Source organism: Neolewinella maritima (genome assembly GCF_923081025.1).
Lineage (GTDB): Bacteria > Bacteroidota > Bacteroidia > Chitinophagales > Saprospiraceae > Neolewinella > Neolewinella maritima.
On sequence record NZ_CAKLPZ010000001.1, the window covers coordinates 736,181 to 762,317 of the forward strand.

The 26,137-nt window shown below is 60.5% G+C and carries 21 protein-coding genes; 13 read left to right on the top strand and 8 right to left on the bottom strand.

Annotation, left to right across the window (positions count from 1 at the left end; genetic code table 11):
* Positions 1–70 precede the first annotated feature (70 nt).
* Positions 71–1,111: a DUF1015 family protein gene (locus tag MJQ68_RS03000; RefSeq protein WP_238749495.1), complete on the bottom strand. Its 1,041-nt coding sequence runs from the start codon at positions 1,109–1,111 to the stop codon at positions 71–73.
* Positions 1,112–1,355: 244 nt separating this feature from the next.
* Positions 1,356–2,564, bottom strand: coding sequence for a type IX secretion system outer membrane channel protein PorV (gene porV, locus MJQ68_RS03005; protein ID WP_238749496.1), 1,209 nt, complete (start codon positions 2,562–2,564; stop codon positions 1,356–1,358).
* Between the two features lie 162 nt (positions 2,565–2,726).
* Here porV and MJQ68_RS03010 point away from each other — a divergent pair, with 162 nt between their 5' ends.
* The 7 genes from MJQ68_RS03010 to MJQ68_RS03040 all read left to right on the top strand — a co-directional run bounded on the left by MJQ68_RS03010 (position 2,727) and on the right by MJQ68_RS03040 (position 9,119).
* Positions 2,727–3,284 (top strand): hypothetical protein, encoded by a 558-nt coding sequence (locus MJQ68_RS03010; protein WP_238749497.1) that lies wholly within the window; start codon positions 2,727–2,729, stop codon positions 3,282–3,284.
* A 141-nt stretch (positions 3,285–3,425) separates the two neighbouring features.
* The gene (locus MJQ68_RS03015) at positions 3,426–3,665 is read left to right on the top strand and encodes an acyl carrier protein (protein WP_238749498.1); all 240 of its coding nucleotides are present in this window, start codon (positions 3,426–3,428) and stop codon (positions 3,663–3,665) included.
* A gap of 85 nt (positions 3,666–3,750) precedes the next feature.
* Positions 3,751–5,019, top strand: coding sequence for a beta-ketoacyl-ACP synthase II (gene fabF, locus MJQ68_RS03020; RefSeq protein WP_238749499.1), 1,269 nt, complete (start codon positions 3,751–3,753; stop codon positions 5,017–5,019).
* 14 nt (positions 5,020–5,033) lie between these two features.
* Positions 5,034–5,777, top strand: coding sequence for a ribonuclease III (rnc, locus tag MJQ68_RS03025; RefSeq protein ID WP_238749500.1), 744 nt, complete (start codon positions 5,034–5,036; stop codon positions 5,775–5,777).
* Positions 5,778–5,840: 63 nt separating this feature from the next.
* Positions 5,841–7,037, top strand: coding sequence for a sensor histidine kinase (locus tag MJQ68_RS03030; RefSeq protein ID WP_238749501.1), 1,197 nt, complete (start codon positions 5,841–5,843; stop codon positions 7,035–7,037).
* The gene (gene mnmE, locus MJQ68_RS03035; RefSeq protein WP_238749502.1) at positions 7,030–8,427 is read left to right on the top strand and encodes a tRNA uridine-5-carboxymethylaminomethyl(34) synthesis GTPase MnmE; all 1,398 of its coding nucleotides are present in this window, start codon (positions 7,030–7,032) and stop codon (positions 8,425–8,427) included. The genes MJQ68_RS03030 and mnmE overlap by 8 nt, the downstream gene beginning before the upstream one ends.
* 296 nt (positions 8,428–8,723) lie before the next feature.
* Complete coding sequence (locus MJQ68_RS03040) at positions 8,724–9,119, top strand: hypothetical protein (RefSeq protein WP_238749503.1); 396 nt, start codon at positions 8,724–8,726, stop codon at positions 9,117–9,119.
* Between the two features lie 54 nt (positions 9,120–9,173).
* Here MJQ68_RS03040 and MJQ68_RS03045 read toward each other — a convergent pair whose 3' ends face one another.
* On the bottom strand, positions 9,174–9,893 hold the full coding sequence (locus tag MJQ68_RS03045; protein ID WP_238749504.1) for a glycoside hydrolase family 73 protein: 720 nt from the start codon (positions 9,891–9,893) through the stop codon (positions 9,174–9,176).
* A 173-nt stretch (positions 9,894–10,066) separates the two neighbouring features.
* Here MJQ68_RS03045 and MJQ68_RS03050 point away from each other — a divergent pair, with 173 nt between their 5' ends.
* Entirely contained in the window at positions 10,067–10,567 is a 501-nt protein-coding gene (locus MJQ68_RS03050) for an OmpH family outer membrane protein (RefSeq protein ID WP_238749505.1), read from the top strand.
* Here MJQ68_RS03050 and MJQ68_RS03055 read toward each other — a convergent pair.
* The 5 genes from MJQ68_RS03055 to MJQ68_RS03075 form a co-directional block, all read right to left on the bottom strand.
* The gene (locus MJQ68_RS03055; RefSeq protein ID WP_238749506.1) at positions 10,533–11,687 is read right to left on the bottom strand and encodes a M50 family metallopeptidase; all 1,155 of its coding nucleotides are present in this window, start codon (positions 11,685–11,687) and stop codon (positions 10,533–10,535) included. The two genes, MJQ68_RS03050 and MJQ68_RS03055, sit on opposite strands and share 35 nt — an antisense overlap.
* Positions 11,688–11,696: 9 nt before the next feature.
* On the bottom strand, positions 11,697–12,749 hold the full coding sequence (locus tag MJQ68_RS03060) for a lysylphosphatidylglycerol synthase transmembrane domain-containing protein (RefSeq protein ID WP_238749507.1): 1,053 nt from the start codon (positions 12,747–12,749) through the stop codon (positions 11,697–11,699).
* An 18-nt stretch (positions 12,750–12,767) separates the two neighbouring features.
* The gene (locus MJQ68_RS03065; RefSeq protein WP_238749508.1) at positions 12,768–14,078 is read right to left on the bottom strand and encodes a Gfo/Idh/MocA family protein; all 1,311 of its coding nucleotides are present in this window, start codon (positions 14,076–14,078) and stop codon (positions 12,768–12,770) included.
* Positions 14,079–14,203: 125 nt separating this feature from the next.
* Complete coding sequence (locus tag MJQ68_RS03070; protein ID WP_238749509.1) at positions 14,204–15,589, bottom strand: alpha/beta hydrolase family protein; 1,386 nt, start codon at positions 15,587–15,589, stop codon at positions 14,204–14,206.
* A gap of 65 nt (positions 15,590–15,654) precedes the next feature.
* The gene (locus MJQ68_RS03075) at positions 15,655–17,151 is read right to left on the bottom strand and encodes a family 20 glycosylhydrolase (RefSeq protein WP_238749510.1); all 1,497 of its coding nucleotides are present in this window, start codon (positions 17,149–17,151) and stop codon (positions 15,655–15,657) included.
* Between the two features lie 1,100 nt (positions 17,152–18,251).
* On the opposite strand from MJQ68_RS03075, the gene MJQ68_RS03080 reads away from it, so the two are divergent.
* The 5 genes from MJQ68_RS03080 to MJQ68_RS03100 all read left to right on the top strand — a co-directional run bounded on the left by MJQ68_RS03080 (position 18,252) and on the right by MJQ68_RS03100 (position 26,128).
* Positions 18,252–19,199: a T9SS type A sorting domain-containing protein gene (locus tag MJQ68_RS03080; RefSeq protein ID WP_238749511.1), complete on the top strand. Its 948-nt coding sequence runs from the start codon at positions 18,252–18,254 to the stop codon at positions 19,197–19,199.
* Positions 19,200–19,376: 177 nt separating this feature from the next.
* A complete protein-coding gene (locus tag MJQ68_RS03085) occupies positions 19,377–21,557 on the top strand; it encodes a TonB-dependent receptor (RefSeq protein ID WP_238749512.1) in 2,181 nt (726 codons plus the stop codon).
* Positions 21,558–21,758: 201 nt separating this feature from the next.
* On the top strand, positions 21,759–22,253 hold the full coding sequence (locus MJQ68_RS03090) for a T9SS type A sorting domain-containing protein (protein WP_238749513.1): 495 nt from the start codon (positions 21,759–21,761) through the stop codon (positions 22,251–22,253).
* A gap of 2 nt (positions 22,254–22,255) precedes the next feature.
* On the top strand, positions 22,256–24,856 hold the full coding sequence (locus MJQ68_RS03095; RefSeq protein ID WP_238749514.1) for an autotransporter outer membrane beta-barrel domain-containing protein: 2,601 nt from the start codon (positions 22,256–22,258) through the stop codon (positions 24,854–24,856).
* A gap of 132 nt (positions 24,857–24,988) precedes the next feature.
* The gene (locus tag MJQ68_RS03100) at positions 24,989–26,128 is read left to right on the top strand and encodes a S1C family serine protease (RefSeq protein WP_238749515.1); all 1,140 of its coding nucleotides are present in this window, start codon (positions 24,989–24,991) and stop codon (positions 26,126–26,128) included.
* Positions 26,129–26,137: the final 9 nt, after the last annotated feature.

Genomic DNA, 26,137 nt, shown 5'->3' on the forward strand with positions numbered 1-26,137 from the left:
TAACCCCGAAGGGTCTAACGAGCCGATAGGCGATCTAACCAGCCGAAGGCGTCTAACGAGCCGAAGGCGTCTAATCTCCAGGGATCCAGACCAGCAAGCCACTAGGCAGCCGGGGACTGAAGTACGTACTCTTGGGGGGGAGTAGCCGGCCGGCATCTACCTCGGCGAAGAAGCGCTCGGTGATAATGGGCTTGCCGAGCAGAATGGCTTCATGATCCGAGCGGGGGGGGAGTTGGACGTGGCCATTGACCAGGGGTGGGGGGGGGACGGAGTCAATGCGGTCGTCCAGGCGAAGGTCCGATATGCCGAAGACGGTGGGGAGCACGGTATGGCTGAGCCAGCCGGCGTCCGTGGTGGTATCGCCCCGGGAAGCTTTACGGGATAGGTGGTAGTGCTGCTTGCGGTAGCTGTACAGCCACTGGCCGGTCGCCTGCACGGGGGAAGATTGCGCGGTGGGCTGGATGTGGAAGTAAGCGGATAGCTCGGTCAGTAGCTGGGCGGGCGGCTTCGTAGTCTGAATGACCCGCATGAAGGTGTCAATGTGCAGAGTGTCTCCACCCATGAGTACGACGGGGATCATATCGAAACCAGCGACTCCATCGGCGGCTAGTGCGGCGTGGGTATAGGCCCGGTGGTGGCCGTCGGCGATCACGGGAGTACCTAATGCAGCTAGGGGAAGGGGGGCGATTTGACCGCAGGCGGCATGAAGACAGTACGTAAGGTCAGCAGTATGGTACCGCAGTAGGGGGGCGGCCACTTGCTGGAGCGTCTGCCGGAGGGGGGCGAGGGTAGGAACAGTCAGCAGGACGGGTTTACCCAGCGCGCCACCGTCGCGGAGGACCAGCTCGCGCTGTCGGGCCAGCCGGGGGGACAGCGTGTCCTCGTGGGGCCGCACGCTGCCGTCGCTGAACGCAGTGGCGGGTAGTAGTCCGCCAATGCCCCAACTGCTGCCCGCTGTAGTACCGATCTGTACTACGGGAAAGCTTGGTCCACCCCGCCGTACGAAGGGCGCGGGGGAGAGGTTGCGGATCCCGTTACGCGTTACCGGTAGGTGAGTAACGGTGCCGGGTGGCGGCGTGTGGAAGTGGGGGAAGGGGTACAGAATAGACATACGCCGGGGGCTAACGGCAAGGTAGCTGTAGCAAGCAGAAAAAAGAAAGGCACGACACAAGTGTCGCACCTTTCCTGAACTAAACCCCAGTTATAAAAATTCTTTAGCGGGTGTAGCCGCCGTTTGTCTACTGCAATATACGGGTAGTTGATCTGAAATATTGCAGAAACTGTCAAAAAAATTTACCGCGCAACCCCATGATTTACCCTTTAACACCCCATGGGTCAGGGTTTGTGCACGGCAATTATTGATTGCTACCCTGGCCGAAATCGAAGAGTAAACTGAAGCGCAGGGTGTTATCGAGGGGGTTGCGCTGGTTGCTCGTAGGGACGAGGTAGCTCAGGTTGATGCCGAAGATATTGTACTTCAGGCCCAGTCCGGCCGTGAGGTACTGCCGGTCGCCTTTCGTAGGGTTCTCGTAGAAATAGCCGGCCCGCACGGCAAACTGCTGGGCGTACCAGTATTCGACGCCAGCGCTCAGGGTAAACTCCCGCAGCTCCTCGCCGAAACCGTCCGGGGCATCGCTGAAACTGGTGAGCAGACCGCTGATGGGGCTCAGGTCATCGATCTCGTCCTGGGTGCGGGTACAGTCGGCGCTGCCGTCGCAGGGGGTGGGGACGAGTAGCTTATTGACGTCGCCGGTGATGGTGATCTGGTTGTACTGGTCCAGGTTGAAGGTGTAGGCCGCACCGATGGCCAGGTTAGCGGGTAGGAAGTCACGGACCGTATCCTGAGTGTAAGTGATCTTATTACCGATGTTGGTGATGGCACCGCCAATGGCCAAAATATTACCGCTGGGCCCGAGGGGCTGGCTGCGGAAGCTGGCCCCGATGTCGGCGGCGAAGGCCTGTCCGGCCTCCAACGTCGTACCCTGCACCTGCTGCCCGGAGGCGAGGTTGGAGTTGATGTACTTGGCGGTGATGGACAGACCGAAGGTTTCGGTGAGCTTACGGCTGTACGCCAGGGCTACCTCGAACTCATTGGGCTTGCCCGTGCCCAGGGGCGTATTGTTGTCATCCGTGTACTGGATATCGCCCAGGCTGAAGTAGCGTAGGCTGGCACTGACGACCTGATTCTCGTCCAGCTTCTTGAAGCCGCCCAGGTAGGCCAGGTAGACGTCATTCAGGCCCAGGGCCTGTAGCCAGGGCGTATAGGTAGCTCCCAGGGCGAGGTCTTCTTCGGTGAAGGCCAGGCGGCTGGCATTGTAGTGCATCGCGTTGGCATCGGGGCTCAGGGCTACGCCGGCATCGCCCATGGCACCGCCGCGGGCATCGGGGTTGATGCGCAGGAAGGGGACCGCGCTGACTACGGTGTTGACGCAGGGCCCTCCCGTACCGGGTTGAATGTTGCGGCCACCAGGACCTTCCACGCAGGCCTTGATTTGGGCGGTAGCCGGTACGCTTAGGCTGCCAATAACGGCCAGGATGGAAAGGAATCGGAGTAGTTGTTGCATAGTTGATTAAGTCACATAAGAAGGATGCCCGCGCTCCACGGCGGCAGGGTATCAGAAAACTGTAACGGCCGGGTAGCCGGGCTTATTTTTACGTTTCCGGTACCGGCGGTAAAATTACTGTTAAGTACGGCCACCTAGATACTTTTGAGCAGACCTTAACCGATGAAAGCTACACTACACCGTATCCTGTTCCTCCTGCTCTGTAGCTTTTCGAGCTACGGACAGGTAGAGATCAACCCCTACCTAGGCGTCCTAACGGGCGACCGACAGATCGACCTCGTACAACCCGCCGACGACGTGTTCACCTATACCGGCGACCGGCTACTACTCGGCGCGGATGTACTCTTCGGCGCTGGTAATCTGGCTCCACTGGTCGGGCTGAGCTACCAGTTCAGTCGCTACGAGACCGAGCAGGCGCCGGCCTTCGACTACGGCCACCTCCGCCTGCCCCTGGGGCTGGCCTACCGCTTGCTACCGGCCGATCTGGATCTGAATGTAGTACTGACGGTCGCGGTAGCGCCGGGCCTATCGCTGGGGGACGACCGTACGGAGACCGTGACCTTCGATCAGTCTACCATCGACTGGGCGGGACGGGGCGCAGTCACGCTATACCTAGACTTGTTTACCGTGGGCATACAGTGTATGCGGGGCTTCTCCGCATCCGGTACCACCCAGGAGTTAGCCACCTACCTGGGCCTCACGGCGGGTGCGCGGTTTTAGTCATTCTGCCGGCTGGCTACACACTTTATGCTTTGTGGTGTTACCTTGGCGCCGCCGTCGCCAATTGTCGGCCGACTTGCGCAGGTTAACCCCTTTGGTTTTCTTTGCGCCCGCATTTAATCACTAAAGCCACCTCAGAATATGGCCAGCATTGAAGAAAAAGTAAAGCAGATCATCGTCGACAAGCTCGGCGTAGACGAAAGCGAGGTAACGGCCGAGGCCAGCTTCCAGAACGACCTGGGGGCCGACTCGCTAGATACCGTAGAGCTCATCATGGAGTTCGAAAAGGAATTCGACATCAGCATCCCCGATGAACAGGCGGAGAATATTCAGACCGTCGGCCAGGCCGTCACCTACCTGGAAAGCAGCGTGGAGAAGTAATTCACGCCTTCGTACCTTTCCTGTCGCCGCCCGGTTACCCCACAGTGGGTAGCGGGCGGCGATTTTTTTTACCTTGCACCCTACGATGAATAGAGTAGTAATCACCGGCATTGGCGCCCTCACGGCCATCGGCAATTCCGTCCCCGAGTACCTCCAGGGCCTCCAGCAGGGGCGCAGTGGAGCCGGCCCCATCACCCAGTTCGACGCCGGGAAGTTCAAGACGCAGTTCGCCTGCGAAGTCAAGGACTGGGACCCCACTACCCACATCGACAAACGCGAGCTGCGCCGCCAGGACCGCTATACCCTCATGGGCCTGCACACCGCCAACGAAGCCCTGCGTATGGCCGGCCTACTCGACGAGGCCGGCACGATCGACGCCCGGGCCGTAGACCCCGACCGTGCCGGCTGCATCTGGGCCAGCGGCATCGGCGGACTCCGCTCCCTGGAAGAGCAGATCGAAGACTTCGCCGGCGGCGATGGTACACCCCGCTACAACCCCTTCATGATCCCCCGCATGATCGCCAACATGGGGGCCGGCTACATCAGCATGCAGTACAACTTGCGCGGACCCAGCTACGCCACGGTGAGCGCCTGTGCTTCGGGCGGCCACGCCCTGGCTGCTGCGGCCGACGATATCCGACTGGGCCGCGCCGACGTCATGATCACCGGCGGATCGGAAGCCGTGATCACTAAGGTGTCCATCGGTGGATTCAACTCCATGAAGGCACTCAGCACCCGCAACGACGACCCCGCCACCGCCTCCCGGCCCTACGATGCCGATCGCGATGGCTTCGTGCTCGGCGAGGGCGCCGGTGCCATAGTACTGGAAAGCCTCGACCACGCCCGCGCCCGCGGGGCCACCATCATCGCCGAAGTGGCCGGCTACGCCGCCAGCTCGGATGCCTACCATATTTCGGCCCCCCACCCGGACGGCGTAGGCGCTAAACTGGCCATGGAAAACGCCATGCAGTACGCCGGCGTGTCTCCCGAGCAGGTAGACTACATCAATACCCACGGCACCTCCACCCCGCTGGGCGACACTGCTGAGCTGAAGGCCATCCAACTGGCTTTCGGGGAGGCCGCCTACGATCTGCACATCAGCTCCACGAAGTCGATGACCGGCCACCTACTGGGGGCGGCGGCCGCCATCGAGTCCGTTGCCTGTATTTTAGCCATCCAGCATGGCTTCGTGCCCCCTACCATCAACCACTTCACGGACGACCCCTCGATCGACGCACGTCTGCAGCTGACCTTTAACGAGGCCGTACACAAGCCCGTTAACATTGCCCTAAGTAACACCTTCGGTTTCGGTGGACACAACTCCGCTACTATCTTTAAGCGCTTTACCGACTAGCTCCCCCCCGTTCTGTGATCAAAGTAGTCCGCCGTATCTATAACCGTTTCTTTTCGCCCGAAAAGGAATTCGTCTTCCGCCTGCGTCGGCTCCTCGGATTCACCCCCGCCTACCTCAATGTCTTCAAGCTAGCCTTTTCCCACAAGAGCAGCAACGACACGAATCGCAGCCATCCCTACGGCGGACAAAACAACGAGCGCCTAGAGTTTCTGGGCGATGCCGTGCTGGGCACCATCGTAGCCGAGTACCTCTACAAGAAGTATCCCACCGCCGACGAGGGTTTCCTCACCAAGATGCGCTCCAAGATCGTCAAGCGCAAGAGCCTCAACGCGATCGGCCACGATATGGGCCTCGATGAACTGCTCAGCACCTACAACAACACCCGCATCGCGCGCTCTATGCTCGGCAACGCCGTAGAAGCCCTGGTGGGTGCCGTCTACGTGGAAAAGGGCTACATCGGTACCACCCACTTCATCGTCAACCGCATGCTACGCGACTACGTAGACATCGATACCCTCGAAACCTACGACGATAACTACAAGAGCCAACTGCTGGAGCACTGCCAGAAGAGCGGACAGAAAGTCGACTACGAGATCCTCAAGCGCTTCAAGCAGGACAAGCGCGATCGCTTCCGCGTAGCCGTAGTGATCAACGGCCGCCGCATCTCCGTGGGCGAAGACTACAATAAAAAAAGCGCCGAACAGCAGGCCAGCCGCCGTGCGCTGCAGGATTTGGGCCTCAGTATGGAAATGCCGTAATTTTTCCATCCCCCCAACTGTTTACTGCTAGCGACTAACTTCCTCCGGCCTCACCGCCACCCCATGCGCAGTCTCCTCTCTTCCCGCTGGCCGCTGTACCTGGCCGTCATCGGCCTGGTCATCGTGATCGCCTCGGTGTGGTACACCAACCGGCTGGCCAATCAGCTGTCGGTCATCGAGGAGAATTACGTGCGCTTCTACGAAACCTCCATCCGCGACCTCAACGACCTCGGCGACGACGCGGGCACCTTCGACCTGGACGTGCTCAACCAGGACGTAGCCATCCAGCAGGAGATCATCCAGAACAACACCACCATCCCCGCTATCTGGGCCCTGCCCGGCGGTGGTGGCTACGTAGAGGCCATCAACTGGGACGGCCGCGAGGGAGATACCGCCTACATCCTACAGCAACTCGAAGACCTGAAGGCCAATGGCAAGCCCCCCGTCGTCATGCCCGTGGGCGGACTGATGTACTTCGGCACCAGCAACCTGATCCGCAAACTGCGCCTGTTCCCCTACATCCAGTTTGCCCTCATCGGCACCTTCCTGGTGGTCGGCATATTCGGTATCAACCAGGCCCGCCGCGCCGAGCAGAACCGCGTCTGGGTCGGCCTGGCTAAGGAGACCGCCCACCAACTCGGCACCCCCATCAGCGCCATCATGGGCTGGGTCGAACACCTGAACCTACTCTACGCCGACGATCAGGATCTCATGGAAGTATCCTCCGAACTACACAAGGATGTCGAGCGCCTGGAGATGGTCGCCAACCGTTTTTCCAAGATCGGTGCCACCCCGGAGCTGCAACCCGTCAACATCTACGCCGAACTCGACGCATGCCGCGCCTACATGGAAAAGCGAGCGCCCCGTCGCGTGACCTTCGACTTCCCCAGTGCCGCTACGGGTCAACTGTCCGTAGCCATCAACCCCCTATTATTCGACTGGGTGATCGAGAACCTGCTGCGCAACGCTCTCGACGCTATGGATGGTCAGGGACAGATCAGCAGCACCGTCACCGAACGCGACGGTAAGGTCATCATCGACATCAGTGACACCGGTAAGGGCATCTCGTCCCGCAACCAGCGCCGCGTATTCGATCCCGGCTTTACCACCAAGAAGCGCGGCTGGGGCCTCGGCCTTAGCCTCGTGCGCCGCATCGTCGAGGAATACCACCGGGGCCGCATCACCGTGGCCCACTCCGAGCTCGGCAAGGGCACCACCTTTCGCATCACGCTACCCAAAGCCGACCCCACCCATGCCTGACCCCATCATCGCCATTGCCACGCCCGCCGGGGAGGGGGCCATCGGTATCGTGCGCGTGAGCGGCCCGGGGAGCATCGCCCTCTTTGCTCCCTACTTTCAGAGCCACGATCTGCTCACCGCACCCGCGCGCCGCGCCCTCTTTGGCGTACTGACAGACGAGAAGGACCAGCCCATCGACGAGGTCGTCCTGACCATATACCGCGCCCCGGCTTCCTATACCGGGGAGGACGCCGTCGAGATCAGCGCCCACGGCAGCCCCTACATTCTCCAGCGTATCGTGCAGTTGGGCGCGGACGCAGGTGCCCGGCCGGCCCAACCCGGTGAGTTCTCCCAGCGGGCTTTTCTGAACGGTAAGCTGGACCTCAGTCAGGCCGAAGCCGTGGCCGACCTGATCGCCTCCCGCTCCGCCGCCGCCCACCGGATCGCGCTCGGACAACTGCGCGGCGGCGTGAGCAACGAGATCCGGGAGCTGCGCGCCAAGCTTATCGACTTTGCCAGCCTGATCGAGCTGGAACTGGATTTCGGGGAGGAGGACGTCGAATTTGCTGACCGTAGTGCACTCTCGGAGCTAGTCGCCAAGATTCGTACGCGGATCGCCGCACTGACCTCCTCCTTCCGCCTGGGCAATGCCATCAAAGAGGGAGTGAGCACCGTCATTGCCGGTCGGCCTAATGCCGGTAAATCCACCCTGCTCAACGCCCTGCTGAACGAAGACCGCGCCATTGTCTCACCCATTGCCGGCACCACCCGCGATACCATCGAGGAGGCCATTACCATCGGGGGTATGACCTTCCGCTTCATCGATACGGCCGGTATCCGGGAGGCCACCGATACCATCGAGGCCATGGGCGTGGAGCGTACCCTGCAGCGGGTAGCGAGTAGTCAACTGCTGATCTACGTTTTCGACATCATCGATACGGATCCGGCTACGCTCACCGCTGATCTGGACCGGCTGTACCGCGAAGAGCTCGACCTCGTTGTAGTGGCCAACAAAATGGACCTCAATCCCTACACGAAGTACAGCCACTACTTCGGAGAGGATTACGACGGGAAGTGGTCCGTACCCCTGGAGCGCTTCATCCCCATGATCGCCAGCGAGAAGAGCAATCTGCAGTACCTGCAGGATACGCTGCTGCACGTAGCTACCCAGGGCCGCGGCGCGCTGGATGCCCAGGAGGTGATCCTGAGCAATGCGCGGCACTACGATGCGCTCACCCGGGCCGATCGGGCGCTGGAGCGGGTAGCGGAGGGCCTTCAGTCGGGTTTGTCGCAAGATTTTGTGGCGATGGACATCCGGCAGTCCCTACGTGACCTAGGCGAAATCACCGGTGAGATCACCACCGACGATCTGCTGAGTAACATCTTTTCCAACTTCTGCATCGGTAAGTAGGGCAATTGGGCCTATCTTGGGTGCGTTTCCGTCTTGATACTCAACCCGATAGGGATTGAGTGGTTAGAACCCACAGTTAAAAGGTTGCACATTGAATACAGGTATTGACTCTTCCCTATCCGTCAGTGGCGGATCCGCATCGCTTCCTCAGGTAGCGTATACCGGTCCCTCCGCCCAACGGCCTGCAGCCACCGCACCAGCTACCGCCCTGACTGAAGCGCAGAAAGAAGCCTACCGCCGCAATCGCGAAGAATCACTGGAACTTTGTGATAGCTTCCAGGCGTTCTACGCCTCACATGCCGCCTACCACCTTGACCTTTGAGCCTTTTGTAGTCTACGAGCTTCGTCCTGACGTAAAGCTTCCCTTCCAATTCGTGCTCTGCCTGTCCTCCACGGCCTCCAACTACCGGCAGGAGATAAAGAACGTTTCCTTCCTCCCCATCATTCCCGCCGGCCGTTACGCCGACAACGATCCCTACCGGGTGCCGCTGCTTCCCCGTCCCGAGGGAACTACGCGACTGATCGGGCGCATGTACGTGGCGGTAGATGCCATCCAGTCCTTCGGAAAAGCTGCTTTTCTACCCACCAATCTCGGCCACGTGACAGCAGCGGAAGAACGAGAGGTACGGGCTAAAGTGAGCGCTTGGCTCAATCTGAGCGTAGCTGCAAAAAAGCCCACCCCCCGGGATTAGGGAGGTGGGCGAGAGTACACTCAAAACGTCAAACCTTAATTTCGTGGTTCCGCCTTACTTATCCAGGCGGTGCAGCTCCAGCCCTTCGATGAGGCGGATCAGCTTATTGGCGTAGTTGGGATCGGTGGCGTAGCCGGCCCTGCTGAGGCCGCGTGCCCAGCCCTTGTAGTCGGTCCGCTTCAGGGTGAAGAGCTTCCGGTAGCGGTCGTTCTGCAGCAGTTTGCTGTGGGCCAGGTAGCTCTCTTCGGGCTTGGAGAAAATGCGGAAGAAGTCCTTGTGGTGATCATCGCTGTGGTTGCTGCAGTGGCCCTTGCTGCACTGCTTGCTGAAGCACTTGAGTCCGAAGTGATTGTTGTTGCGGGTAGCCAGAGTACTCCTGCCGGTGCCGCTCTCGAGCAGGCCCTGCGCCAGGGTGATGCTGGCGGGAATGCCGTGGGTGGCCATCTCCCGCAGCGCGATCTGCCGGTAGTCCTTCACGTAGGCCAGTTGCTGGAGCTCGCGGGTGGTCCAGTTGCGCTTGCTGGGGGTGTAATCGGCAAAAGTGGCTAGTGGTGCCTCTTCGTGCTGACTGCTAAATACCGAAGCCCGGCTGCCGAACAGATTTCCCCCATTCACGCTGAAGGTGAAAGTGAGCTCCTTGCGCGTCACCACCACAGCTAGTACGACCAGTACGGCCAGCTTTGTCCAGGGACTCGTCAACTGCCGGTACAGGCGGCGGTACAGCTGCTCGAAGAATAGACGCCAGCCGGCGGGGATCGGGAGATTGACTTTCATAGATAGATCGCTTGGACCGCAAGGTAGGCGCTTTTGTTTGACAAACAAACTATTTCAAACAAAAATGTTGATTCCTGCAAAGTGGCTTTAAAGTCAATCCCCAGCGATGTTACTATTTCCTTAAAGCAGCGGGGTAGCTGAAGTCGCTGCTACCCGGGCGCTACCTTCGTGGTATGCCACGTATCCTGCTTCTTGCCGTCTTTGCTTTTCTGTCCGTAGCCAGCCTCAGCGCGCAGAAGTACGGCCACCTCAACTTCGCCATTCTCATCTCCGAGATGCCGGGCACGAAGGCCGCCGAGGCTGAGCTGGACGCCTACAATAATCAACTGGTAGCGCAGGGTGAAAAGATGGTGGCGGACCTTAAGACCCGCGTCCAGGAGATCGAAGCCCAGCGCGAAGAGCTCGCCCCCGTAAAGTTGCGGGAGCTACAGGCCGAACTTACCGCCGAGCGGGACAGGATCGTACAGTACGAGCAGCAGATGGGGGTAGACGTAGAGCGCAAGCGGCAGGAACTACTAGGACCCATCATCAAACAGGCGCGCGATGCAGTCAAGGCCGTGGCGCAGGAAGGGGGCTACCAGCTCATCTTCGATACCTCTCGCTTCAATACCGTACTGTACGGACAAGACAGCGACGACATCATGCCCCTGGTGAAGGCGAAGTTGGGGATCTAAACCGCTTGTAGAAACGCCGCGGCGAGCGGTCCAGCAGCACGATCACGTCTTCGGTGAATACGAAGCCGTCCAGCACGCCGCCCCGGTAGATGGCGGCTCCGTATACGTCAGCCGCAACGATCCGCTCCGTCAGTTCCAGCAGATCGTCCTCCACGGTGCCGGTGATGTACTCCGCTTCGTAGTGCAGTCGTACGGGCTCTTCCCGCCCGGCCTCCCGGTGCAGCACCTCCCGTTCAACGAAGCCGCTCAGCTCGTTCCAATTGGTGTACACCGGCAGGACGCGTGCATCGGTGCGCGAAAACAGCACCCGGGCCCGGGCCACCGTATCGGAGGCGTACACGCGGTCGGGTGGGGGAGGGCGCAGAACGTCCTTCAGTGCGGTACGCTGAAGTTGCCGCCGCTGCCAGCCGCGGTTGAGCTCCAGGGCGGAGAAGCTGACGATGAACAGGGCACTAAGGGAGAGTACCGGATCGCTCAGGCGGATGGACAGCCCGATCAGTCCGAGACCGATCAAGATACCCAGTACGGTAGCCACTACCGTGGCGCGCCGGTCGCCCAGGCTATGCTTCAGGAGGGCGCGAAGGATACGGCCGCCGTCCAGCGGGTAGGCGGGCAGCAGATTGCCCACCGCGAGTACTACGTTAACCGCCAGGGTAATGCCCAGGAGTTGCTCGGTGAGCGTAGGCGCGACGATCAGGTTGCTGAAGGGGTTGAGGTAGAACTGGATCATGTACCAGCCCCCGGGCTGCCAGAGGAGCAGGGGAAGTGCGATCACTGCCAGCAGCACATTAGCCAGCGGACCGGCCGCGTAGATCAGTACCTCCTGCCACACCCGCTCGGGTTCGGTGGGGATGAGCGCGCCGCCACCGAGGGGGAACAGGATGATCTTTTCCGCCCGTACGCCACACGCCTTCGCCGTGAGCGCGTGGCCCAGTTCATGCACCAGCACGAAGACGAAGAGCAGGGTCGTAATACTGGACCACCACCGCACCTGCGACCACCGCAATCCTACCCCCGTCTCGTAGGAGTATACCAGGATCGCCACCGGCACCAGCAGGAAGGACCAGTGCAGCTCCGTAGGAACGCCGAAAATGCGGCCGATACGCCAGGATCGGAACAAAGGAGGGGGTTAAGCAGGATGATACGAACGGTTGATGCGCGGCAGCAGCAACAGGGCCAGTAACCCGATCAACACGTTACAGCCGATATTGATGGAAAAGAAGGAAATATTCGCCCAGCTGAAGGCATCCTCACCCGGCACGCCGTACAGTCCCAGGGCCGCCTGCGCCAGGTAGTGGTAGCTGCCCATGCCGCCCGGACTCGGTACCACGATCCCCCAACCCCCCGATACGAAGGTCACCAGCGCCGCCTGCGGACCCAGCTCCGCCGTAGGGGCGTAGGACAGAAATACACACAGCGTCATGCAGAAGTACATCAGCCAGATGTTGAGGCTGTGCAGGACGAACAGCCAGGGCCGACGCACCGTAGCGATCGTGCGCAGCCCCTCCGCGAAGCCCGCTACAATGCTCATCAGCTTACCGCCCACCCGGGTAGCGCGGATGCGGCCCCGCTGAAACCAGGCCAGGGCCAGCGCGCCAATGCCCAGTACTACCACGCTACCGAGCCACCATTCCAGACCCGCCAGCTTGTCGCTGACCGATGCGTTCTCGGCCAGCCAGGCCAGCAGCCGGTCGCTGGCCAGCAGGAGGGCCAGACCGGTCAGAGAGAGCAGCATGACCACGTCGACCGTACGGCCCACCACTACCGTGCCGATCACGCGCTCCACCTTGATGTCTTCGTAGCGGGCCATGGCCGCCGGCCGCACCAGCTCGCCGAGGCGGGGAAAGCCCAGGTTAGCGAGGTAGCCGAGGTTGATGGTCAGAAAGGCGTTGATGAGGCGGGGCTGCTTGCCCAGGGTGCGCAGCAGCATATTCCAGCGCAGGGCCCGACTGAGGTTGCTGATGCAGAAGGCCACCAGGGTCATGAACAACCAGAAGAAGTTGGCCCCCTGGAAGTCGCGCCACACCTTGTCGATCAGGCTGCAGTCTTTCTCCGCCACGCCGCGCAGCCCACAGTCGGCCAGGTAGGCCGCCTGCTGACTGCGGTACACCAGATACAGGATGCCGAAGCCGAGTCCTATAAATACAATGAACTTCAGGACGTTAGACACCGACTGCGACATGGCCGCGAAGATAGTCCGCTAGGGATGTTGGTAGGGTGGGCGGTACGTCCGGGCCAGAAGCTCGGGATGCTCCGGCACGATCGCCCGCGCCACCGGATCGTAGGCCAGCGGATGACCGGCCTCCAGCGCCAGGTTCCCCAGGATGCAGGCAGCGGTGGAGATCATCCCCTCCGCGATATCGGCCACCGGCCGGCCACCGGTATCGATCGCCTGCAGGAAGTCCGCCATATGCGCCCGGGTAGCCGGGGCGGTGTGCAGCTCGATATCCGGCTCGGTCAGGTCTTCCGGAAAGGCGTCGCGCTCGTACACGGCTTCGACCCGGACGGTCTCGCCGTCGTGCGGACTAAAGTCGTACTTATACGGATCGGCCCGCAGCACCCCCTGCGCTCCGTAGAGCGTCATGGCCCAGGGGAAGTCCTCGTCCACCGGCGGTCCCCAGCTCCGGTGTTGCCACACACAGCTAAATTCCGGGTAGTCGAATACCACGGTCTGGGTATCCGTAGTAGTGGCGTCGGCGGCGGTCTGCACGCGGATACCGCCCGTGCTGGCTACCCGGTCCGGCCAGCCGAGGTCCAGCATCCAGCGGGTCATGTCCAGCATGTGCACGCACATATCGCCCACAATGCCATTGCCGTAGGCCTGAAAGGAGCGCCAGCGGCGGTGGGGCAGTCCCCTATAGGGAAGCAGGGGGGCGGGCCCGGTCCAGGCGTCATAGTCGAAGAAGTCCGGTACCGGCTCCACCTCCCGCACGGCCGTATCCCGCATGTGGTAGTAGCAGCAGAGCTCTACGTGACCGATCGTGCCGAGCAGACCGGTCTCCACGATATCGCGCTTGGCCTGCACGAGGTGGGGGGTGCTGCGGCGTTGCAGACCCACCTGTACCACCCGGTCGTGCCGGCGGGCCGCTTCGAGTACCGCGGCGCACTCACGCAGGTCCACCCCCACCGGCTTCTGCAGGTACACATGCGCACCTACTTCCATGGCCGCGATAGCCTGCAGTGCATGCCAGTGATCGGGGGTAGCGATGAGGACGATCCCGGGCCGGGTCTGCCGCAGCATCTCCCGGTAGTCAGCGTACAATCCTGGTTTAGCCGTAGGCTGCCGCTCCTTTAGTAGTGCGGCGGCCCCTTCGAGCGTCTGGCGGTCTACGTCGCAGAGCCCTACCACCTCCACCTCCGCAACTTGCAGCAGGCGCATCAGGTCACTCTTTCCGTACCAGCCACAGCCGATGAGGGCTACCCGTCGGACCACCGGCCGCGGCCGCGGGTGCGCAGTCAGGGGAAGGGCAAAGAGTGCCGGGCTGGTCTGGAGGAATGTTCTGCGGTCCATTGCACTAAGATCGGTCACCAACCGCAAAGGTCGAGTGGCCTCCGGTCCGAGCCCATCAAAGGTCGAGGCGTTGCACGCCGAGTCCATGCCGATGTTAGCCTACCCTCGGCGTATAACGCCTCGACCTAATAACGCTCATCCAGCCAGGCCACGATAGTCTCCAGCACAGTGGGCGAGATGGTCATTTCGATCTCTCCGTATTCCCCCGGTGCCCCGGTCTCGGCCGGTTGCAGGAGGTGATTCACGCCCGGTACTTCCACCAGCGTGATGTCTGCGTTTCTGGCCCGCTCGAGGGCGGCACCTACGGCGGTTAGGTTGCCAATCGTTACCTGCTGGTCCAGCATCCCGTTGATGGCCAGCACGGGTACGGTCATCCGTTGGAGGTAGTCGGCGGGGTCGACCGTCAGAAAGTACCGCATCCAGGGGGGCGTCATCAGGTTGGCGTAGGTATCGGCGTAGTCCGCTGGGTCTACAATACTGCGCCGGGTGGCGGAGTCCAGACTAGGAATGACGGACAGGATCACCGCGCGCAATCCATCGCGAAAAGCTTGCTCGTCCTCCCTGTAATGCTCTTTGGTGTAGCTATACACTGCCCGCAGCACCGGCTCGTCCGGCGCGGTCATCCCGCTGATGGCCCGCCGCTGATCCAGTAAGAGGCTATCCGTAGGTATACCGGGCGCGGCAAGAAGTACCGCAAAGTCCAGTACACCCTCGGCGGCCACCATGGGAGCGATGAGTCCCCCCTCGCTGTGGCCCGCTATACCCACGGGGATATCCGCAAACCGCTCGTCCTGCCGCACGTAGCGCACGGCCGCCTGCGCGTCCTGGGCAAAGTCGGCTGTCGTAGCCGTACCGAAGTCACCCGTACTCTCCGCTACGCCCCGTTCGTCGTAGCGCAGTACGCCGTAGCCATGACGCGTCAGGTAGTCACCCAGTACCAGCAGGGTACGGTGATTGATCGGCGGACCGAGCTCCCCGTCTCGGTTCTGCGGTCCGGAGCCGGAGACTAGCACGAGCAGTGCCTTAGGCAGCGTATCCGACGGCAGGGTGAGCTCACCGGTCAGGGTCACCCCCTCCGCACCCCCCGGAAAGCTGGCGGACCGGCGTTCGTAAGGAGAGTCCGTAGGATCCTGCGGGCGCACACTGGCTGCGGCGGGCGGACCAGCATCGTACCCGGCAGGCGGCGCGGGGTAAAAGATCAGCTCGGTCGCAAAGGTTGCTTGCTGAAATACCCCCACGATGCTATCCGGGTGGAGCGCACCACGGTACCGCAGCTGCAGCGCATCCACGGTAAACTGCAACGAATCTGCCGTCAACCGAACGCTGGATAGCGGAATACGCTGATCCGTCTGCTTCGGACTCTGCAGACTACCCGAGCTGTCACTAAATTCCAAGTTCAGCGGGAGCTGCTGGCCACCCGCATCCAGCACAGCATACCAAGTTTGATCAGATTGGGCCATCACCATACCGGATGTCAACGACAAAAGAAGGAGTAGAAGTAGGTTACGCATATCCCGAAGTTAAGCCCTACCTGTCACTCCTGTCCCAACACTCAATCCGTGTGATCCTTGTTTACCTACTCCAACACCCGGGAGGCATACACCCCCACCCCCTGCGCTTCCAGCCACTCGACCTGTGCCCGTAGCCGACGCTTGAAGTCTTCCCACTCCCGGCGGTCCTGCGGTGTCCAGCCCACCTCGGCCAGGGCCAGCAGGCGGGGGAAGGTGAGGTAATCGATGTCCTCCAACGTACGCACGGTTTCACTCCACAGCGGCGCCTCGATGCCCAGAATATCACCGTCGCTGATACCCGGGGCCAGCGTCGCCGGATCCCATAGGTAGGCGGAGTCTACTTCAATGTAGGCTGCCCAGTGCAGTCCGATGCGGCTCGTGCTGTCGTACTGCATATCCAGGTAGGTGCGGGTGGCCGGGCTCATCAGTACCGGATTGCCTGCCTCCTTGGCCTGTAGGGCATATTCCGGATGGGCCCACAGCTGCACGACCGTACCGGGGGCCAGCTTGGAGGTCGCTACTTCGTCCCAGCCGATGGCCGTCTTGCCGTGCTGCTGCACGATCTGCTGCACCTCGTCGATGAAGCGGACGTAGTCCTCGTGATCCGTAGCGTCACTCTCGTCGCCCCCCAGGTGGATGTACGGACCGGGGGTCAGCGCCGCCAGTTGCTCGACCACGTCATTGATGAATACGTACACCGAATCCTGGTCTACGTCGAAGGTGCTGAAGCCCACATTAGTGCCCGTGTAGGGCTGCACTTCCTCCCCGTCTACGTTAAGGATCGGGTAGGCGGAAAGTGCCGCATTCGTATGCCCCGGCATGTCGATCTCGGGGATCACCGTGATGCCCCGCTGCTGGGCGTAATCGACCAGGTCACTGTACTCCGCCTGGGTGTAGAAGCCGCCCGGCGTACCGTCCACTTCCGTAGCCGCGCCCACCTCGGTGAGGCGGGGGTACCCCTTGATCTCGATGCGCCAGCCCTGGTCGTCGCTCAGGTGCAGGTGCAGGTGATTGATCTTATAGGCCGCGATGCGGTCGACGACCTGCTTGACCTCTTCCGGATTAAAAAAGTGGCGCGCCACGTCCAGCATGAAGCCGCGGTAGGCGTAGCGGGGCGTATCCGAAATTTCGCCCTCGCTGATGTACACCGCACCCGCGTCCGCGCCCGAAAAGTGGAGTACCTGTGCCAGTGTCTTGACGGCGTTGAGCATGCCATCGCGGTCGCTGGCCTGAATCTCGATCTCTCCGTCGGCAAAGTCGATGCGGTAGGCGCCCTCCGCCAGGCGTTCGCTTGTGCGGTACTGCAGGGGCAGGATCAGGCCAGGCATCCGCTGCTGCAGGTAGCGCTGGGCATCGCCGATCGTGGCGTCGCTGCTGGGCGTCATATCGCCGGCGTAGGTCTTGTAGTAGCTCACGCCCTCACCGTCGGTAATCTCCGCGGGCAGCGGCAGCAGGGGCAGGGTAGAGAGTTGCGGCACGTCCGGCGGAATGTTGTCTTCCGGGGCGGGGCCGCAGGTGAGCAGAAGTACGGGAAGCAAAAGAGACAACAGCAGACGGTACATGAACGGAGGTTAATTTGGCTAAAGGTACGGGGTAGCGAAAACTTTAACTATAGGACCATTGCGCGGCAACTGGCGCAGCGATAGCTTTGAGTTGTTCATCACCGACCGGGCTGCTTTTCGTATAGTTTTCAGTGTTTATCGGTATTATCGCTACGGGACGCTTCGCCCCTCCGTTTAGGTAGCTTGGTATAACCCAATCACATTATGGCATATAACTTTACTATTTCACTCCTTGCCGCGGTGCGGGGGGGTAGTTGCCCTCTGTCTGTTTTCTATGGGCGCATATGCGCAGTATAGCTGTGGCATGGAAGACGTAATTACTAAGTCATTTGACCCAAGTAAGAACCGTAGTGGCTGCGATATTGATCTGACGAATGTACCGGTCAAAACTGTTCGAATCATCATTCATGTGTTCCAAAAGGATGATGGGTCTGAAAATATACCTATATAATACAGGTAGCCAAACGTTCCTGTATTATATGTGGAACGACGCCTCTACCAAGTTTGGGGATTTGAAGCCCATTTCGCCCATTATCCCCCTATAAGAGGGATCTCAGGGTTGATCTAAACTCCGTAGCTGTCTATTTTGAAAGAATACTAGTACATGGTCTTATCAGGAAAGTGTTGGCTTCGAGGAGCAAACCTACGTCATGCGTTAGGACATTATTTTGGACTATATCACTCCTGGAATAATGATCGTTGTGATGACACTCCAGTTGGCTACTCTTCACAGTTCGGGTATGACAATAATGTAGTTGGTTATAACACTAGCAACAATGCATTGACGCACGATCAGGTCACGCGAGTTCATGGGCTCTTACAGGATAAAGCTTACCTATTATCTGCTGGTGCCGAAACGAGTGTGTTGACGGGAACGGTTGACAGTCCTAACAACCAGTATGACGGCCCTGTGTACACTACTGATCAAACCGGTGCTACTACTGCAACGGTAAGTGTTTCGGGACCTTCCGTTTCATCTGTTGCACGGATGAAAACTTCGGGTTCCGGAAGCTTCACCTCATCTAATTAATGATCAAGCAGTGAAAAAGGTATTTGACCTAATAAGGGTGCTGAGTCTTGCAGCTATACTCAGTAGTGCAGTGCAAGCCCAAGCAGTCGACTGGACGGATTCCGGTAATCGCTGGACCTACGGCAGTATCGGGCTTGGCCGACCCTGGCCCCCCCACCAATTGACCGTTGGCAGCGATACGGTCATCGATGGGCAGGCTGCTACCGCTATCCTGCAAACGGTAGACACTCCTTATCTAGCTTTCGATTTCTACTACCTGCCGCACGAGATCGATACATTTTACATACAGCAAAGGGGTGATACGCTGCTCTACTACGTCGATAGTGCGTTTCACGTACTCTATGACTTCACGCTTGAAGCAGGTGACACGGCCTTCTTCTACATCCCCACGCAGATGCGCAACAGCGATGCCCGTGATGTTGAATACCTGCCATTCAGGGTCGACAGCGTCGGGACTATGGTCGTGGGAGATAGGACGCTGCGGGGTCAATACTTAAGAGACTTAGCCTCAAGAGCGTATCCGCATTACGTAGACGGAGCCTTCTCAATTGGCTGGCGGTATGAACTACTTGGCACTATAGATCGCTATATGTTCCCCTACGATGGGTTTTACTGCGATGGCATCTGTCCGTTCTATTTGCGCTGCTTTTCAGCCGGTGGTAACGATGATCAGGGTAGTGTCGAACTGAAGCGCGTAGACTACGCCTGCACGGACGTACTATTTTCTACGGCTACGTACGAACCAGATCTGAGCGCGTCTTTGCTTGCCTACCCCAACCCGGTAAGCGCCGGGCAAGAGCTCTTACTCGAATGGAGCGGGCAGGACGATTTACAAGACTTGGTAGTGCGGCTCTTCGACCCGCTCGGGCGGGAACTTCGGGTCGTAACCTCCCGCAGCAGTCAGCAGTTGCTGCGACTTCCTCTGGACGGTAACCTGCCGGTGGGATTATACACGCTGGTCGTCCATGCCTCAGCGGGCCGGGCGGTCAAACGGGTGGTCGTAATCGCCGGCCGGTAGCCGCTGCTCCTCTTCCCTCCCACCTGCGGCCCCGCCCGCTTGGTTTAACTGCTCTCCCTACGTACATTTGCCGCGACAACGGGGTGCTGTTCCTTTCTGGGAACGGCTGAGATCATACCCTTTGATTCACTCAAGGAACCTGCCCGGGTAATGCCGGGAAGGGAAAATGTACCGCATATGCTTAGGCTTAGCCTGATCACCATCCTGGTGATCTTCGTTCGACTCGTACTGGGTCAAACCACCACTACCACCGCCGTCGATACCATCGATCAGGTGTACGACTTCGACTACCCCATCACCGTCACGGCCACCGCCGCCCGGCAGGAGACGCCGGTGACCTACGTGGACCTTACCAGAAAAGATATTGCACTGCGCAACGTAGGTCAGGATGCCCCCTACCTGCTCAAGTGGACGCCCTCCGTAGTGGTCAACTCCGATGCCGGCACCGGCGTAGGCTACACCGGCATCTGGATCCGCGGCAGCGATCCCACGCGGACCAACATCACCATCAACGGCATCCCGTACAACGACAGCGAAAGCCAGGGTGTGTACTGGGTGAACCTGCCCGATTTTAGCTCCTCGGCCGACCTGATCCAGATCCAGCGTGGCGTAGGTACCAGCACCAACGGGGCCGGCGCCTTCGGCGCCTCGATCAACTTCACCACCGGCCGCGGCAACGGTACGCCCGGGCTCAGTGTAGACGCCGGCCTAGGCAGCTTCGGTACCCGCCGCGGCGTGGTCAGCTACCGCGGCAAGACCGACGGCGGCTTCGGCATAGAGGCCCGCTACTCCAAGATCCACTCCGACGGCTACGTCGACCGGGCCACCGCCGATCTGGACGGTTACTACGCCGCCGTATCCAAGCAGTTGGGCAAATCCCTGTTCAGCTTTATCGCCTTCGGGGGCCACGAGGTCACCTACCAGAGCTGGAACGGCGTGACGCAGGAGGAGATCGACGCCTTCGGCCGCACCTATAACTCGGTAGGCACCGAGAAGTCGGGCGAGCCCTACGACAACGAAGTGGACAACTACCGGCAGAACCACTACCAATTCCACTTCAACCGAAGCCTGAACAGCCACCTCGATCTGAGCGTGAGCGGACACTACACCCGCGGACTGGGCTACTTCGAGCAGTATAAGGCTGGGGAGGACTTAAGTGAGTACGGGATTGTGGCCGATACGGCTACGAGCGACCTGATCCGCCGCCGCTGGCTCGACAACCACTTTTACGGCACCGTCTATAGCCTGCGCTACCAGCGCGGGGCCTGGGATGTCACCTTCGGCGGGGCCGCCAACCAGTACGAGGGCGGGCACTACGGCGAGGTGATCTGGGCGCGCGCCGCCGGGGATTCCGAGATCCGCCAGCGCTACTACGACAACGACGCCACCAAGCGCGACTTCAATAACTACCTGCGCGCCAACTACGCCCTCACCGACCGGCTCAGCCTGTACGGCGACGCTCAGCTGCGCCACGTCAACTACGCGTTCCTGGGACTGGACAATCGGGCTGAGCTGCTCGACCAGACCGCCAGCCACACCTTCTTCAACCCCAAGGCCGGACTGGTCTACCTGCCCGAACGGGGTACCCGCGCCTACGCCAGTTTCGGCGTCGCCCAGCGGGAGCCGAACCGGAACGACTTCGTGGACAATCCCGTCGACACCCGCCCGGTGCCCGAAAAGCTGTTCAATACCGAGATCGGGATATCCCGCAGCCTGCAGCGCGTCAACTTCGGCGTGAACGTCTACCACATGGCGTACCGCGACCAGCTCGTACTGATCGGCGCACTCAATGATGTGGGCGAGTACATCCGCACCAACGTGCCGCGCAGCTACCGCCTCGGCGTCGAATTGCAGGGTGGCGTGCAGCTGGCCGATCACTTCACCCTGGGCGGTAATCTGACCCTAAGCCGCAACCGCGTCAAGGCCTACACCGAGATCCTGGACGATTACGACGACAATTTCGACTACCTAGGTCAGGCCGAAGTGAGCCAGGAGGATACCCCGCTGAGCTTCAGTCCCGACCTGACTGGCGCGCTAGAACTGGCTTACGATCGCACGGTCCGGCAGCACGCCTTTGGGGCTGCCCTGCAGACCAAGTACGTCGGCGCCCGCTACGTAGACAATAGCGGTGCCGCGCAGAGCAAGCTGGACGGCTACTACTACAGCGACCTGCGGCTGAGCTACGGCCTGCGCAAGCGCTACCGCCTCACCTTCCTGCTCCGCAACCTGACCAACCGGCTGTACAGCAGCAACGGTTGGAGCTACCGCTACCGCTTCGACGGGTCACCGACCACGCTGATGGGCATGTACCCCCAGGCGGGCGGAAACTATATGCTGAGTTTGGGAGTGGATTTGTAGGCACCGGGAAAGCAATTGGGTGGTTTTGGTATTTGCGGCCATTTTGCCGTCCGCACGTGCCGTACATTATAGGACCGAAGCGCTCGACTGGCGCCGGAACGTTTACTCCCATTTACTCACCCCTCCAGCTACTGACGTACGTCCGCAGGTTCTCCTGCCGCGCGCTACCCACGCGTCGGTAGCTGTATAGTACCACCCATCATGATGCGCCTACTTTTACTGCCCCTGGCGGTAGGGCTCTCCTATGCCGCTACGGCGCAGGAGGTCCTGGCCGTCGGTGGCGGGTCAGACCATACCGAACAGCTTGCGCTGGATTGGACGGTCGGCCAGCTCGCCACCCACACCCTGGCTACGCCGGGGGGACTGTTCACGCAGGGCTTCCATCAGCCCCTGCTCCACGTACTGCCCCCCGCCCCGGCCACCACGGCGGATGCCAACGTCCCCACAATCACCGTATTCCCCAATCCTACGCAGTCCCTGCTCAACGTGACCGTCACTGGTGCGCAACAGGAGGCCTACTCCATCCTGGAAGTGCTAGACACCCGGGGTAGGATGGTCGTGCGCCAGCAGAGCGAAACCTACCGGGCAACCCGGCAGCTCGACCTGATCCAACTGCCGCCGGGCACCTACCAGCTGCGCGTAGCCCAGGCTAGTGGCCAGCACACGCAAACTTTCACCGTCATCAAACTAAACTGATCATGAAACGACTACTACTCTCCCTCCTTGTCTGCCTCGCCACCTGTCCGCTCCTATTGGCGCAGGGCGTGCCGCAGGGGATGCAATACCAGGCCGTAGCCCGTGATCTGGCGGCCCAGGTCCTCCCCAATACCGGGGTAGAACTACAGATCAACCTACTGGCCGATGGTCAGGCGGATCGCGTTGTCTACGCCGAACACCACCGGGTCGAGACCAACGCGCTCGGCCTGTTCACCCTCACCATCGGCCAGGGGGAAGCCCTACAGGGCACCTTTGCCGAGGTACCCTGGAGCAGCTCCGAGGTGTGGATGGAAATACAGATCATGGAGAACGGCCGCTTCGTCACGATCAGCAACAGCAAGATGCTGTCCGTGCCGTATGCCTTCTATGCCGCCACGGCCGGCGATCTGCGCAGCGAAGGCGAGCTAGAGCAAAAGGCCAAGAACGGCGTGCCCGCCCAGGCTTGGTCGCTATTCGGCAATCGAACGTCCGATCCGACCAAGGACAAGCTCGGCACCACCGACTGCGCTGACCTGATTATCGTGACCGACGACGTGGAGCGTATCCGGATTCTCTGTTCCGGCGCGGTACTGATCGATTCCGACCTCGACATCGGTAATGACCTCACGGTACAGAACAACGCGGAGTTCAACATCAGCGGAGGCAATACCATCGTCAACGGTGACCTGAGCGTAGCCAACGGCAGTACCACGAACCTGACCGGCCCCCTGAACGTGGACGGCCCCACCGACCTTAACAATACGCTAAACGTAGATGGCACCACCGACCTGAATAGTACCGTAAACGTCAACAACGGCAGTACCACCAATCTGAGCGGTCCAGTCAACGTGGACGGCCCCACCGACCTCAATAACACGCTCAACGTAGACGGTACCACCGACCTGAACAGTACCGTAAACGTCACCAACGGCAGCACCACTAACCTGAGCGGCCCAGTCAACGTAGACGGCGCTACCAAGCTCAACAATACGCTCGACGTAGCCGGTGTGACGAATCTGAACAACGTACTGAACGTCAATAACGCAAGCACCACCAACCTCTCGGGCGCGCTGAATGTGACCGGCGTGACCACCATCGGTAGCGCACTCAACGTCACGAACAACAGCGCGTCCTTCCTCACCGGACCGCTCACCGTGAACGGTGCCGGTACGATCAACAACTCTCTGGACGTAGCGGACTGCATCACCAGTGGGGAAACTAACGAGGCCAGGTTCCGCTTTTGTCCCGAGATCACGAACGGGTCGGTGGGTAGCTTCAATAACTACCCCCTACAGGTCTCCGGCGCGAGCCAGGGCATGGCCATCCGCGTCAATGAATGGGCGCCGATCAACAACTTCGTAGCCTTCTTTGCCGACGGCGAAATGAAGGGCCGCATCGAGGGCAACACCGGCTTCATCGTTCAGCAATTCAAGGATACCTCTAAGGACCTACTGGAATATGACCCCGACGAAGCGAAGGGCAGTACCGAAACCGCGGGCAGCGATACTATTGCCTACGACCAGAGCAACGAGGCGCGGGAGGCCGGCGACGAGAACATCCCCGAGAATGAAATTCCACTGGGTAGCCAGGTTAACACGAAGGAGGTCGTAGATCTGGTCATTCTGTCCGTCAAGTTCATTGTGTCGGTCATCAAGGTTGCCACCAGCTTCGCCAGTATTCCCTTCGATCCGGTAGATATCTTCGATGCGGCCATCGCGGCGGTCTTCGCCGGGGTCGACCTGGGGGTATTCCTGGGCTTTACGATCACCAATACCGGAGTGGCCTATCAGTCGGGTAGTGGCGACTACGCCGAGTGGCTCATCAAGCACGACAGCACCGAACAGCTGCAGTACGGCGAGGTAGTCGGGGTGATCGGTGGGGCCGTTTCGCGCACCTTCACCGAAGCCGATCAGTTCATGGTGGTCTCCGCCGCCCCGGCCGTAGTGGGTGCCATGCCGCCCAGCGCCGAAGCGGAAGCCCTGTACGAAAAGATCGCCTTCATCGGCCAGGTGCCCGTCAAGGTGCGCGGCGTGGTGCTGATCGGCGACTACCTGCTGCCCTCCGGGGAAGGAGACGGCCTGGCCATCGCGGTGAGTAAGCAGCAGATGCTACCCCTGGACTACGCCCGCATCATCGGGGTGGCCTGGCAAGCCTCCGATCCCGATCGTCGCGGCGAAGCGTACCAGATGATCACCTGTGCGGTGGGCATCAACCAGAACGATATGGCCGGTATGATCGACCAGATGCAGACCGTCATGAACGGCATGCAGGACGCCCTGGCCAAACTCGATCCCGCCTTCGAGGTACACGCCTTCGAGACCACCGGCCGCACCATGCCCCCGGCGGCCGGCCTGTACAGTGTATCACCCACCCACCAGGATGCGGTCTCCGGTTACTTCCAGGATAAGGAGTACAATAGCCGCGAGGAGCTCGGTCAGCTGGTCGTCGACGCGCTGGAGGAGCAGGCCGACCTGGATCTGTCCAAATACCCCGTCGTAGAACGCATGCTGCTCGACCCCGCCTACGCCGCCCAGGCCCAGACCCACTACTCCGAACTGCTGGGTACCTACACCGACTGGCTGGAACAACTGGAACGCAACTAAGGGACCGGCCCCCGTTTTAAAATGCGCCCGCTACCGTGGAGTAGCGGGCGCATTTTATGGTGTATACCGACCAATTTTTTATATCCGCTTACCGCCCTCATGCGTTGTAGGCTGTAAGTAATCGGACGACACGTGAAAAACTTTCTGCTTTCCTTTCTGATCGTACTGGCCGCCTTCGCCGCCGGCCGCTATTGGTTTCCCGCCGCCGTCACCCCACAGGCGGATATGGTGCAGGCCAGCTACACCGGACCGTTACCCGATCGCGCCGCCGGCATGGATTCTACCGTTCTGCGCACCGGCGGACCCGCCCTCCCGTATAACCCGGAAGAGCAGCGTACCATCCGTCTATTCGAATCAGCCTCGCCGGCGGTCTGCTTTATTACGACCAAGGCGATGCGGCGCTCGTTCTGGAGCTACGGAGAGGTGGAGAGCGGCTCGGGTTCGGGCTTTATCTGGGATAAGCAGGGCCACGTGATCACTAACTTTCACGTCATCAATGGGGCCAATACCAGCTCGATCGCCATCACGCTCAGCAACGGTAAGACCTACGATGCCCGCGTGGTCGGCTTCGAAAAGGAGAAGGACCTGGCAGTACTCAAGATCAGTGCCCCGGCTAGCGAGCTACAGCCCATCCGGGTGGGCAGCAGTCAGGATATCCGCGTAGGGCAGGCGGTGTACGCCATCGGTAATCCCTTCGGACTGGACCAGACCCTCACCACCGGTATCGTATCGGCCCTGGATCGCGAGATCCGTAGTCAGGCCGGCGTACCGATCAAGGGGGCCATCCAGACCGACGCAGCCATTAATCCGGGAAACTCCGGCGGTCCGCTACTCGACAGTAACGGTCAGCTGATCGGCGTCAATACCAGCATTTACAGTCCCTCCGGTGCCTCGGCGGGCATCGGCTTTTCCATTCCCGTCGACGTAGTGCGCTACGTGGTAGACGACGTGATCCGCTACGGTGAAGTACGCCGCGCCGTACTGGGTGCTGACCTGCGGCAGTACAGCGGCTACAAGGGCCTCATCGTAGAGCGCGTAGAAGCCGGGGGCGGGGCCGCCAGTGCGGGGCTGAGGGGCCTGAGCATCGACTCCCGTGGACGCCGCTACCTGGGCGACGTGCTCATCGGGATCAACGGCAATGCCATCAGCAGCAACTCCGACTTGTACCTGGAGCTGGAAAAATACCAGCCCGGCGAGGTCGTTAAGCTCAATATCGTACGCGAAGAACGACAGCTCGTGCTGGAAGTGAAGCTCATCAGTTCGGTAGAGTAGGGCCCGAGT

Bases quoted from the DNA above. Each gene is read 5' to 3' on its own strand.
- MJQ68_RS03000 (WP_238749495.1), bottom strand. From the start codon at position 1,111: ATGTCTATTCTGTACCCCTTCCCCCACTTCCACACGCCGCCACCCGGC.
- porV (WP_238749496.1), bottom strand. From the start codon at position 2,564: ATGCAACAACTACTCCGATTCCTTTCCATCCTGGCCGTTATTGGCAGC.
- MJQ68_RS03010 (WP_238749497.1), top strand. From the start codon at position 2,727: ATGAAAGCTACACTACACCGTATCCTGTTCCTCCTGCTCTGTAGCTTT.
- MJQ68_RS03015 (WP_238749498.1), top strand. From the start codon at position 3,426: ATGGCCAGCATTGAAGAAAAAGTAAAGCAGATCATCGTCGACAAGCTC.
- fabF (WP_238749499.1), top strand. From the start codon at position 3,751: ATGAATAGAGTAGTAATCACCGGCATTGGCGCCCTCACGGCCATCGGC.
- MJQ68_RS03030 (WP_238749501.1), top strand. From the start codon at position 5,841: ATGCGCAGTCTCCTCTCTTCCCGCTGGCCGCTGTACCTGGCCGTCATC.
- mnmE (WP_238749502.1), top strand. From the start codon at position 7,030: ATGCCTGACCCCATCATCGCCATTGCCACGCCCGCCGGGGAGGGGGCC.
- MJQ68_RS03040 (WP_238749503.1), top strand. From the start codon at position 8,724: ATGCCGCCTACCACCTTGACCTTTGAGCCTTTTGTAGTCTACGAGCTT.
- MJQ68_RS03045 (WP_238749504.1), bottom strand. From the start codon at position 9,893: ATGAAAGTCAATCTCCCGATCCCCGCCGGCTGGCGTCTATTCTTCGAG.
- MJQ68_RS03050 (WP_238749505.1), top strand. From the start codon at position 10,067: ATGCCACGTATCCTGCTTCTTGCCGTCTTTGCTTTTCTGTCCGTAGCC.
- MJQ68_RS03060 (WP_238749507.1), bottom strand. From the start codon at position 12,749: ATGTCGCAGTCGGTGTCTAACGTCCTGAAGTTCATTGTATTTATAGGA.
- MJQ68_RS03065 (WP_238749508.1), bottom strand. From the start codon at position 14,078: ATGGACCGCAGAACATTCCTCCAGACCAGCCCGGCACTCTTTGCCCTT.
- MJQ68_RS03070 (WP_238749509.1), bottom strand. From the start codon at position 15,589: ATGCGTAACCTACTTCTACTCCTTCTTTTGTCGTTGACATCCGGTATG.
- MJQ68_RS03075 (WP_238749510.1), bottom strand. From the start codon at position 17,151: ATGTACCGTCTGCTGTTGTCTCTTTTGCTTCCCGTACTTCTGCTCACC.
- MJQ68_RS03085 (WP_238749512.1), top strand. From the start codon at position 19,377: ATGCTTAGGCTTAGCCTGATCACCATCCTGGTGATCTTCGTTCGACTC.
- MJQ68_RS03090 (WP_238749513.1), top strand. From the start codon at position 21,759: ATGATGCGCCTACTTTTACTGCCCCTGGCGGTAGGGCTCTCCTATGCC.
- MJQ68_RS03095 (WP_238749514.1), top strand. From the start codon at position 22,256: ATGAAACGACTACTACTCTCCCTCCTTGTCTGCCTCGCCACCTGTCCG.